This window comes from Mesorhizobium sp. M0771, assembly GCF_040320155.1.
Classification (GTDB): domain Bacteria; phylum Pseudomonadota; class Alphaproteobacteria; order Rhizobiales; family Rhizobiaceae; genus Mesorhizobium.
Window position 1 is genome coordinate 87,852 of sequence record NZ_JAMYPC010000022.1, and the last position, 10,323, is coordinate 98,174.

The following is a 10,323-nucleotide window of genomic DNA, read 5'->3' on the forward strand; positions in this document are numbered from 1 at the left end:
GGCCAAATGTTTGAAGCCGCTGTTGACGCTGCCGCCACCGAGGACGAGGCGGCCCTTGCCACCCCGTTCGTCAAATGCCTCGTGCGGCTGATCCGTGCCAATGATTCCCACGGGTCATGGGAAGGCAAGTCGGACGCCGAGCTGCTGGGCGACTTCATCATCACCAGGGAACAGCGCCGTGCAATTCCAATCATCGGCGATCCCGATCCGGACGTGCTGTGGAGGCTCGATAAGTTCTACACCGCCGTCGGGCTTGCGATTGAGGAACGCTCCGGCCTGATGGCATCGCCGATGATGGAGATAAGCCACGAGGGCTTCGGGCGCGTGCTCTTCACGGCCGGGCGACTGGTCGTTCTGTCCAAGACCCTGCGCGACGTCCATCGGTTCGGCTTCGAGACGTTCTGGAAACTCGCTGCGGCCGGTACCCAACTGGCCGGCGATGCCACCGCAGCCATTGAGGCTTATCCCGAGGTGGCGCGGGCGTGATGGAGCCGATTTTCGATCAAGGGGATCATGTCAGGCTCGAGGACATGCGATCGCCACCCCTCTCAGTCGAGGCGGTCGAGGCCGATTTGGTTCCTGGGGTAGCGCTGATGAAGCCACTGGTCCTGATCTGTTCGCAAGATGCGGAGTTGTATCTGTACTACAGCCACATTCTGGGGGTGGATGGCTTCAGGATCGAACTGGCCAGAAGCGTGGAAGAAGCGCTGGCATTAGCCAGTGTACGGGAGCCGCAGGCCGTGGTGCTGGACTGCCAGCCGGCAAGCTCGACAGGGTCCACCATCTGTGCCCACCTCAAGGCGGAGTTCCGGAACAGAGGCCTACTGGTTATTGCGCTGATCGCGCCCGGCGCCGAAAACCAGCACCTCGATCTCTTGAAGGCAGGTATTGACGAGAGTTTTCTGCGGCCCTTCGCGCCGGCGATGCTGCTCGACTGTCTACGCACGAAGCTGGCGCTGCCAAAGCCGGGTTCAAACGGGATCGAAAACGGCAGCTGGCTCCGCTGTGGCAGGCTAGAGATGAATGTCGATGCCCGCCGAGTTCATGGTAACGGCCACGACATCCACCTTGGACCGATCCAGTTCAAGCTGCTGCGGCATTTGCTCGAGACTCCCGGCATGGTGTTCACCCGAGTCGAGTTAAAGAACGCAGCTTGGGGGGAAAAGATCCATGTCGGTGAACGCACTGTCGATGTCCATATCAGCCGGATCAGAAAGGAGCTGGAGAGGACGTCGGCCGGGAGCGTCATTCGAACCGTCAGGTCCGACGGCTACTCGCTGGAGGAGGCGGACGTTGAGCCTGAAGCTGACGGTGAATAGGCATCGGTGCGCTGCCACTCGCTCGAGTGGCCGGACGGCTGAACAGAGAACTGATGTAGTGCCACCCCCATCTCCGTCTTGCCGAGGGCAAGTCTTGCGGCTTCGAAACGCGCCTACAGATACGACATACTTAGAAAGAAGCAGTCAGATGGCCTTCAAAAGCGTACTCAGTGTGACGGGAGTTGACCACTCCGATCAGGATGTCAGGACAGCTGCCAGCTTGTGTGCCGAAGTCGGCGCGTATCTTTCCGTACTGGTGATGTCGCCTCTGCCGCTCGTGATGCTCGCCTCGGCCGCTGGGCGGTGGCATCCCCGAGTGGCCTGGACACGCGCACGCCATTGCCGCACTGGAACAACGGCACAGACACGAGATTTCACAGGACACGGGCAGTTCGGAAAAAAGATCCAGGGAAATTCACAAACTGCTGAAAGCCAACGTGGCGGTGCTATGATGTCGATATTGCGAACTGCGATCAGGCCAGCGGTGCGACAGCGGGCGCTCTGCAACGATCTGACAATCGTCGGCCGCGCATTTCTCAACGACATTAACTCTTGTTATCAACGGCAGCCCTGTTCGACACCGGAAAGCCGGTGCTTGTCGTGCCGGCGGGCGCTGAGGCGACTCTGTCTCCACGGCGCGTGCTGGTCGGCTCGGATTCGCGAGTCGAGGCGTCCCGTCCGATTCGGGAAGCGCTGCATCTGCTAGCCGGTGCTGAGGAAGTTCGTGTCGCCCTAGTGGATCCGGAGGCGACCTGCACCGGAAATGGAACCGAGCCGGGAGCTGATATCGCTGCCTATCTCACACGTCACGGTGCTCGGGTGTCGGTTGACCTGCTGGCGAGCGCCGGAAAATCGGCAGCCACGGTGCTCGCGCAGCACGCAGTCGACGTCTGCCGACATGATAGTCACGGCGCTTATGGCAATCGCCGGCTGCGTGAGCGGCTCTTCGGCGGTGTCGCGAGATGGATAGTTGGCAAGCCGCCATTACCGCTGTTTTTGGCTCTCTGACTGGTTCTGAGGCGGCACCGTTGCTTTTCGTGCTACTCACCTGGCCTGATGCGAAGTCGGAAAAGGTGGCGGGAACGCGCAGGTTTCGGGAAGCTCACGAGCAACTTCCAGACGCCATCGCGAAGAACATTCCCGGACGCCTCTACGCGCTCGGTGTCTGCTCGCCTAGACAAGCCGTAGCGCACAAACAAACGGTCGGGCAGAAGCCCAGGCGTCCTCATGCGCTCAAAACACCGATACTTAAGCCGCGTCAGGTCGAGAAAAAGAGCCGTTTCAGCGCGGCAGGCCGCGTTCGTACCGTAGACTCAACGTATCGTTCACGATTTCCTTCACCACTGGCCGGGAACGGAACAAGGCAACGACCGTGCGGCGTTCAAGGCACCGACCTTCGAGTCCGACGGTCGAGCTCTTGCCGGCCGTCGGCGCGCGAACGGTGGCATCAATCACGTGTCATCGCCCTGGGATGGTAGCCGGGTCAGCGGCGAGGGCGGCCGCATCTTCAGCGTTTTAGTCTGCCCGGCCCACCGCGTGGCGACGGAGCGGCCTTGAGGCTGGTCAAATTCCGACAACGCTCACATTCGCACCAGGGCAGAGGCGATGCTCGGAGGGAGCGATCCCTGCAATTGCAATGGCGTTCCGCTGAGCGACCGGAACGGCAAGAAGCTCAAGCAAGGCTTGAGGCAGACGATGATGACTGGCTGGCGCTAGCCAACGCGGTCATGATGTCCATCTGTTCGTCCCTATATGTCGAGACGTCCGTGGCCACGCTTCTGTGCCGACGTGAAGCGGGTGATGCGTGTCCAAGACCTGACAATGGCAGGAAACATGTCGCGACTAATACAACCGGCTATCTGAGCCCCCGGAAGCTTTTAGGTATAATCAGCATTACTGCACGCCGAGCGCGTTGGCACGGCCTTTGCGAATTGAGTTTCAGCAACACTGAGTGAAGGCTGAATGCACGCAGATGCGCAAGACGAGCGATGCTCTCCTTTCGTTGAACCCTCGTGCCACGTCTCAAAGGGGAACAAGCTTGCCCATAAAATCACGCAACCTTTGGCAACAGCTTTGGAGGGCAAGATGATGTTGCGGATGGGGTCACCGGCTCCTTCGATCAAAGTGGAGGACTGGCTGCGTGACGGGCTCCTTGCGGACTTCCAGCCCGGCAAAGTCTATATCGTCGAATTTTGGGCAACTTGGTGCGAACTTTGTGCGGCGGAGATGCTCGAGCTGAAGCAGCTACAGGAGAAATACCAGGACAGCGGACTTGAGGTCGTCGGGATCGCGGCTGATGAAGACGCTCCAACGGGGGTCGAGGCCCGGACCAAGTTGGACGTGTGGTCAAAGAGCAGCATCTGCCGGATTTGCTGCAGGCCCTCGCCAAGTACAGGGGTGCGAAGGCTTGTTGCGGCGCTCTCTTTGCGGCTGCGCAAAACAATTTCCCGAAGGTGCCAAAGCGCGGTCGGCCGAGGAGGAAAGATAAAAAACGGTAATTGGTCGAAATGGCACTGGCCAATTTGTCCATTTCCCTGGCGTGACCGCGGCAAGGAGGGTCCATGCAGCACTTCGTCGATCGTCTGCAGCAGGATCGAGCTCAAATCTTCATGGCTCCGGTCGCATTGCGGCGGAAGTGATGTTCAACGCGAATTCGCGTGGAAGACGTCTCAGTCGTGGACGTGTTCAAGGTCGGCCCGAAGCACATCAATTGCGGGGAATCGGCCGCCTAGAGCCGGGCGTCGGCTGCGCAAGTGTCCCGAAGTACGCGTCCAAAAGCAGCGCCGTGCGATCTCATCGGAGGTCCCGATCCGGACGTGCTCTGGACGCTCGACATGTTTTACACCGCCGAGGAGCTTGCCATCGAGGAGCGCTCCGGCCTGATGACACCGCCAATGATTGAGATGAAACCTGTGAAGGCGTCGGGCGCGTGCTTTTCACGGCCGGGCGTTTGGTCGTTCTGTCGAGACGTTCATCGGTTCGGCTTCGAGACCTTCAGAAGCTAGCGCAGGCCGGTACGGAACTGGTCGACGATGCGACTGCAGCCATCGAAGCCTATCCCGACGTGGCACGGGCGTGAAGAAACCGATTTCGAGGAAGGATCTATGTCAAAGCTAGATGAGATGGGAAGAAATTCCGCAGGCTTCAGCTGCGCGCGGCAGTTGCCAAGATGAAATTGCGCGACCTTGCAGAATTGCCGGGAAAATGGACGGACATGGAGGAAGTTGCCGACGAAACATTGGCCGTTTTTGCCGAGTTGGATGGTGCCAAGAGAAAGCTCGCTGCAATGAAGAAGTTACGATGACGAGCACATTCACCACCCGCGACGGCTCCGGATGGATGCCGGAATATCTCACCGCTATAGACGGCAGGACCTGCATCGGCTGCGGCCGCTGTTTCAAAGTCTGCTCGCGCGAGGTCATGCAGCTTTACGGCGTCGATGACGCGGGTGAAATCCTCGGCGCCTGCGACGGTGAGGACGATTTCGATGGCGAGCTCAATCGCATGATCATGGTCGTCAACCATGCCGGCCGCTGCATCGGCTGCGGAGCCTGCGGCCGCGTCTGCCCGAAGAAATGCCAGACCCATGTTGCGGCCGACCAGCTCGCAGCCTGATCTGAGGAGACAAACAAGGAGAACGGCGTTGCCCTTTAGAATATTTTGTCGCGCCCTTGGGCTGGTCCTGTGCAGCACCGCTCTGACCGTCTACTTCGCTTCTCATTCCATCGGCACAGTAGTCGTCACGACGCTGGCTTGTTCCTTGCTCTTTCAGCTGGCGTATTTCGCAAGTGTGCTCTTTCTGATCTGGCGGTCTGACTGGGCCAGCCGAGCTGGCCAAAGGGCTGAGTATCTCGACAGTAGCAAGGAAGCTGGACCCGCGCCGCCACACCTTGATGAGGTGACGAATGAATCCTCAGATTTGCTCCAGCGCGATCAAATGCTGGCCATATCACTGCTGCTGCCTTGAGGCGCCGTGAGAAGGTCAGAGGTCGGTGATTAGGTCCAAACGCTCCATAGCGTGGAAGCAATAGCCAGAGCCTTTCATTATTGGCGGCGATCTCACAATATTGGTTTCCCTTCCCTCAGCATGTCCCGGCGCCGGGAGAAACAGTAAATCGAGGGACTCTTTTTGCGTTCACAATGATACCCAAAGCAGTTGCTTCGGCAACTTCCTCAAACATATTAATCATGCTGAATGCAGTGCCCACAAGTGAGACATCGATATGCTGGCCTGCCCCTGTCTTTTCGCGATGGCAAAGAGCGGCGGATGTGGATCCAAACGCGTTAACGCCAGTAAACTGGTGGAGTATCGAAATATCGACTCTGGTAGGGAGGCCATCAGGTTGACCGGTCATTTCCATCAAACCGGTGTATGCTTACGCAGGACCCGTCTGCCCGTACGCAGAGATAGAGCAATAAACAACGCTGAGTTTGACTTCAGCTACGGATTCATAGTCCAAACCGAATCTCTGCGTAACTCGGGCGTCAATGCCTGAAGGACGACATCGGCATGGCCGCCAACTTTTTGATGACCGCGAGTCCATCCGGGTCGGCCAGTGCTATCGAACTCGCGGGATCTCCAGGTTCTTGTATCGTCGCCAAATATCGGTCTTTCAATTTTGATTACCTCTGCACCGTAGCCAGAAAGCAAAGCACCCGCTCCCGGTCCGGCTACATTGTTTTTGAAATCCAATAACTTCATCCCTTCAAATACCCTTTAGCTCATGCTTGTAAAAGCTCATGCGTATAAACACTCCTTAGTAGAGTTGGGCGAGCGCCGTTCGCCTGCCGATCTTTCATCAGTCTCTTGATGAAGGGCTGTGAGCAATATGTACCTTTATGGGAGTTTGTCTGACTACCGACGATCCGTTATGCAGGCTCCCTTTAGCCGGGCATATTCACCAAATCCTCCTTCGAGGGCGGTTCTGGTCGGGTTTCGATGCCCCGTAGCACCTCTGTCCGGGGGTCTGAGCGCGATCTGGCGGTGGTTGCAGGGGTGGTCGCCCTTAGGTGTGTTTTCAGCAAGGTTCCGGAGGCGGGCCGGCCTCCCTTGCGCATAACAGTAGGCCGCTCCAGGGTTGACTAATCTTCTTATGCCCCCTGCCAGCATAACGAGTAGTTGAATGTCATAACTCAACAGCGGTGGCGCTGTTCCGCAATTCGGACTTACTGTCGGGCGTCAGCAACACGGGGCTAATTTTATGCCAATGACGCCATTCGGCACTCGCAAGATCATAATCACCTGCGCGGTCACGGGTGGATCAAAATACAATCGCGATCACCCAAATTTTCCGATTACCCCCAAGGAAATCGCCGACTCAGCCATTGAAGCCGCACGCGCTGGCGCAGCGATAGTCCATGTTCATGTGCGCGATCCCGCGACCGGCGCCGCCTCTTACGATATTGATCTATTCAAGGAGGTTTCTGATAGGATCCGCCAGTCGGCAGACGATGTCATTTTAAACCTGACCTGCGGCGGAAATGCCCGGTTTGTGCCCGACCCTGAAGATGAATCGCGCGCGGCAGTTGGAACAACGGTGGCGCCACCCGAAATTCGATATGCGCATATTGAAGAGTGTCGGCCGGACATTGCGAGTCTCGATGTTACGACATCAAATCAGGGCGATGGCGGCGATGAGTACGTTTACCTAAATACGCCGCGGACGCTACGGGCGATGGCGAAGCGCTTCAAGGAGCTCTGCGTTAAGCCAGAAATTGAGGTATTTGAGGCTGGCGATATCGGCTTTGCGCACCAGTTGATCGCTGAAGGCTTAATCACCGAAGACCCGATATTTCAGTTTGTCCTAGGCGTGAAGTGGAATGCACCGGCGACGCCCGACACAGTTGCTTACATGAAAGGCTTATTGCCGGAGCAGGCTCATTGGGGTGCGCTCGGGACGGGGCGCAACCAGTACCCGATCGCAGCGCAGTCAGTCTTGCTTGGGGGTAACATTCGCGTCGGTCTTGAAGATAATCTATATCTACGACGAGGCGTTTTCGCCACTAACGGGCAGCTTGTGGAGCGAGCTCGGCAGCTAATCAATATTCTGGGGCATGAGCCTGCGACACCTAAAGAAGCGCGAGATATCCTTGGGCTGCGTGCCAAGTGGCCGACCGCTGCTAGGCCGGTGACAGACTTCAGAGTAACGAAGGTGAACTGATGTGGTGAATGCCCCCTCGGCTCGCGTCGCTAGTATGGCTGTTTCGCGTCATGGTGGCGCTTAGGGAGGAAGGCAGAACTCAGGTGCGTATCCTTGCTAGCGACCATCGTGCTTTCGATCGGGGCGGACGACAGGCGCAGCGCGCAGCCGTGCCCGACCACTCGCAGTTGTTTCACGGCCCCTAGGGTGATTTCGATATGAAGCCGTCTACCGATGAACCGTGCTGCCTTCGCCGCGCCAGCATTCGGTTCATCGAACGGCATAAAGTTTCAACCGGGGGAATAACACTTGTTACTCGCCTCATCTCTTAAGCGCTTAACTGTTCTCCACGTGTATTCAGGTGAATATCCGCGCCTGAAAACGATGAACGTAGATGATGTGACTGGACGAAGCGCTTTTTTCAACGTGTCTTGCCAAAACAAGGAACTGATATGAGCAAGATCTATTTGAACGCTGGTTCGGCAGTGGAGGATCTGTTATTCGATGGAATGTTCATTGCCGCGGGCGGTTTCGGCCTCTGCGGTATTCCGGAACTGTTGATCGATGCCATCCGCGAGACTGGCACCAAAGAGCTGACGATCGCCTCGAACAATTGCGGCATCGATGACTTCGGTCTCGGCGTGCTACTGAAGACGAAGCAGATCAAGAAGATGATCTCGTCCTACGTCGGCGAGAACGCTGAATTCATGCGACAATACCTAAGCGGCGAGTTGGAGCTGGAGTTCAACCCACAGGGGACGCTGGCCGAGCGCATGCGCGCCGGCGGTGCTGGCATCGCCGGCTTCTATACCAAGACGGGCGTAGGCACTGTGGTCGCTGAAGGCAAGGAGCACAAGAGCTTCAACGGCGAGACCTATGTGCTTGAAAGGGGCATCGTCGCAGACCTATCGATCGTCAAAGCCTGGAAAGCGGACACGTCAGGCAATCTCGTTTTCCGCAAAACAGCGCGGAACTTCAACCCGCCCGCGGCCACTTGCGGCAAGATCTGCGTGGCAGAGGTGGAAGAGATCGTTCAGATCGGCAGCCTCGAGCCCGATCAAATCCACCTGCCGGGGATCTACGTCGATCGCCTAATCCAAGGCAAACACGAGAAACGCATTGAGCAGCGCACCACGCGCGCGGCGGCTTGAAGGACGGAGAGACAAATGGCTTGGGACAGGAACCAGATGGCGGCGCGCGGCGCGCGCGAGCTTGAAGACGGCACATACGTCAATCTTGGCATCGGCATTCCCACACTTGTCGCCAACCATATTCCCGAGGGCGTGCATGTGACGCTGCAGTCGGAGAACGGACTGCTCGGCATCGGTCCCTTCCCGACCGAGGACGAGATCGACGCTGACCTCATCAATGCCGGCAAGCAGACGGTGACGGCGCTGCCGCATTCGGCCTTCTTCGACTCCGCGCAAAGCTTTGCCATGATCCGCGGCGGCAAGATCGCGATGGCGATCCTTGGCGCCATGGAAGTATCGGAGAACGGCGATCTCGCCAACTGGATGATCCCCGGCAAGCTGGTCAAGGGCATGGGCGGCGCCATGGACCTCGTTGCCGGCGTGAAGCGGGTGGTGGTCGTCATGGATCACACCAACAAAGCCGGGGAATCGAAGGTGCTGAAGGCCTGTACGCTGCCGCTCACTGGCCAGGGTGTCGTCGACCGTATCATCACCAATCTTGGCGTGCTCGATGTCGTGGAAGGCGGATTGAAGCTGGTGGAGCTTGCCGACGGCGTCACTGACGACGAGTTCCGCAGCGCCACCGAAGCAGCGATCGTCAACTGACCAGGGGGCACTCCGGCGGGCATGCCCAACCTCTGCGATTTGAACCAGCGAAGGAACGATCATGACCAGCACTTCATCCATCGTCGTTGCCAGCGCCGCACGCACGGCTGTCGGCTCTTTCAACGGCGCCTTCGCCGCCACCCCGGCGCATGAACTTGGCGCCGTCGTCATCAGGGAGCTTTTGGCGCGCGCCGGCGTCGAGCCGGGCGAAGTCGACGAGGTCATTCTCGGCCAGGTGCTGACCGCCGCGCAGGGCCAGAACCCCGCCCGCCAGGCGTCGATCAATGCCGGCCTGCCCAAGGAGACGACCGCCTGGGGCCTCAACCAGGTTTGCGGCTCTGGCCTGCGCGCCATAGCGCTCGGCATGCAGCAGATCGCTGCTGGCGACGCCACTGTGATCATCGCCGGCGGCCAGGAATCGATGTCGCTGTCGCCTCACGCCGAGCACCTGCGCGCCGGCGTCAAGATGGGCGACTACAAGATGATCGATACCATGATCAAGGATGGGTTGTGGGACGCCTTCAACGGCTACCACATGGGCAACACCGCCGAGAACGTCGCCCGCCAGTTCCAGATCACCCGCGACGACCAGGACCAGTTTGCGCTTGCCTCGCAAAACAAGGCCGAGGCCGCGCAGAAGGCCGGCAAGTTCAAGGACGAGATCGTCGCCTTCACCATCAAGGCCAGGAAAGGCGACACTGTCGTCGACCAGGACGAGTACATCCGCCACGGCGCCACCATCGACGCCATGTCCAAGCTGAAGCCGGCTTTCGACAAGGACGGCACCGTGACCGCCGCCAACGCGTCGGGCATCAATGACGGCGCCGCCGGCGCGCTGCTGATGAGCGAGGCCGAAGCCACAAGGCGCGGCATCACCCCGCTGGTGCGCATCGCATCCTGGGCGACGGCAGGCGTCGATCCGGCGATCATGGGCACCGGACCTATTCCCGCCTCGAAGCGGGCGCTCGAGAAGGCCGGCTGGTCGGTCAAGGACCTCGACCTTGTCGAGGCCAATGAAGCCTTCGCCGCGCAGGCCTGCGCCGTCAACAAGGGCATGGGCTGGGATAC

General features: G+C 58.9%; 15 protein-coding genes and 1 pseudogene. 13 read left to right on the forward strand and 3 right to left on the reverse strand.

Annotated features, from left to right (window positions below; genetic code table 11):
* The first annotated feature begins 6 nt into the window (after positions 1–6).
* The 3 genes from NKI05_RS27015 (at position 7) to NKI05_RS27025 (ending at position 2,327) form a co-directional block, all read left to right on the forward strand.
* Positions 7–486 (forward strand): NifX-associated nitrogen fixation protein, encoded by a 480-nt coding sequence (locus tag NKI05_RS27015; RefSeq protein ID WP_352793590.1) that lies wholly within the window; start codon positions 7–9, stop codon positions 484–486.
* Positions 486–1,319 (forward strand): response regulator transcription factor, encoded by an 834-nt coding sequence (locus NKI05_RS27020; protein ID WP_352793621.1) that lies wholly within the window; start codon positions 486–488, stop codon positions 1,317–1,319. The genes NKI05_RS27015 and NKI05_RS27020 overlap by 1 nt, the downstream gene beginning before the upstream one ends.
* Before the next feature lie 552 nt (positions 1,320–1,871).
* On the forward strand, positions 1,872–2,327 hold the full coding sequence (locus tag NKI05_RS27025) for a universal stress protein (protein WP_352793592.1): 456 nt from the start codon (positions 1,872–1,874) through the stop codon (positions 2,325–2,327).
* Positions 2,328–2,600: 273 nt separating this feature from the next.
* On the opposite strand, the gene NKI05_RS27030 is transcribed toward NKI05_RS27025, so the two are convergent.
* The gene (locus NKI05_RS27030) at positions 2,601–2,774 is read right to left on the reverse strand and encodes a hypothetical protein (protein ID WP_352793594.1); all 174 of its coding nucleotides are present in this window, start codon (positions 2,772–2,774) and stop codon (positions 2,601–2,603) included.
* A gap of 642 nt (positions 2,775–3,416) precedes the next feature.
* On the opposite strand from NKI05_RS27030, the gene NKI05_RS27035 reads away from it, so the two are divergent.
* The 6 genes from NKI05_RS27035 (at position 3,417) to NKI05_RS27060 (ending at position 5,286) form a co-directional block, all read left to right on the forward strand.
* Positions 3,417–4,202, forward strand: a complete 786-nt coding sequence (locus NKI05_RS27035; protein WP_352793623.1) for a TlpA disulfide reductase family protein — start codon at positions 3,417–3,419, stop codon at positions 4,200–4,202.
* Positions 4,154–4,324, forward strand: coding sequence for a DUF269 domain-containing protein (locus NKI05_RS27040; RefSeq protein ID WP_352793596.1), 171 nt, complete (start codon positions 4,154–4,156; stop codon positions 4,322–4,324). The genes NKI05_RS27035 and NKI05_RS27040 overlap by 49 nt, the downstream gene beginning before the upstream one ends.
* Positions 4,270–4,398, forward strand: coding sequence for a hypothetical protein (locus NKI05_RS27045; protein ID WP_352793598.1), 129 nt, complete (start codon positions 4,270–4,272; stop codon positions 4,396–4,398). The genes NKI05_RS27040 and NKI05_RS27045 overlap by 55 nt, the downstream gene beginning before the upstream one ends.
* Positions 4,399–4,488: 90 nt before the next feature.
* Positions 4,489–4,623, forward strand: a complete 135-nt coding sequence (locus NKI05_RS27050) for a CCE_0567 family metalloprotein (protein WP_502898771.1) — start codon at positions 4,489–4,491, stop codon at positions 4,621–4,623.
* On the forward strand, positions 4,620–4,934 hold the full coding sequence (gene fdxB / locus NKI05_RS27055; RefSeq protein WP_352793600.1) for a ferredoxin III, nif-specific: 315 nt from the start codon (positions 4,620–4,622) through the stop codon (positions 4,932–4,934). The genes NKI05_RS27050 and fdxB overlap by 4 nt, the downstream gene beginning before the upstream one ends.
* Positions 4,906–5,286, forward strand: coding sequence for an exopolysaccharide production repressor protein (locus NKI05_RS27060; RefSeq protein ID WP_352793603.1), 381 nt, complete (start codon positions 4,906–4,908; stop codon positions 5,284–5,286). Before fdxB ends, NKI05_RS27060 begins: the two co-directional genes overlap by 29 nt.
* A gap of 115 nt (positions 5,287–5,401) precedes the next feature.
* Here NKI05_RS27060 and NKI05_RS27065 read toward each other — a convergent pair.
* Positions 5,402–5,863 (reverse strand): annotated as a pseudogene (locus tag NKI05_RS27065) (CoA transferase).
* On the reverse strand, positions 5,761–6,021 hold the full coding sequence (locus NKI05_RS27070) for a CoA transferase (protein WP_352793605.1): 261 nt from the start codon (positions 6,019–6,021) through the stop codon (positions 5,761–5,763). Before NKI05_RS27070 ends, NKI05_RS27065 begins: the two are co-directional and overlap by 103 nt.
* Before the next feature lie 499 nt (positions 6,022–6,520).
* Between NKI05_RS27070 and NKI05_RS27075 the strand changes: the two genes are divergently transcribed.
* From NKI05_RS27075 to NKI05_RS27090, 4 genes are all read left to right on the forward strand, one after another.
* Positions 6,521–7,480 carry a beta-keto acid cleavage family enzyme gene (locus tag NKI05_RS27075; protein WP_352793607.1) on the forward strand — a complete coding sequence of 320 codons (960 nt, stop codon included), beginning with the start codon at positions 6,521–6,523 and terminating at the stop codon, positions 7,478–7,480.
* 431 nt (positions 7,481–7,911) lie between these two features.
* On the forward strand, positions 7,912–8,610 hold the full coding sequence (locus NKI05_RS27080; RefSeq protein ID WP_352793609.1) for a CoA transferase subunit A: 699 nt from the start codon (positions 7,912–7,914) through the stop codon (positions 8,608–8,610).
* Positions 8,611–8,625: 15 nt separating this feature from the next.
* Complete coding sequence (locus tag NKI05_RS27085; RefSeq protein ID WP_352461220.1) at positions 8,626–9,255, forward strand: 3-oxoacid CoA-transferase subunit B; 630 nt, start codon at positions 8,626–8,628, stop codon at positions 9,253–9,255.
* A gap of 61 nt (positions 9,256–9,316) precedes the next feature.
* Positions 9,317–10,323, forward strand: a 1,007-nt coding sequence (locus NKI05_RS27090) for an acetyl-CoA C-acetyltransferase (protein ID WP_352793612.1), incomplete at its 3' end; no start/stop codon positions are given.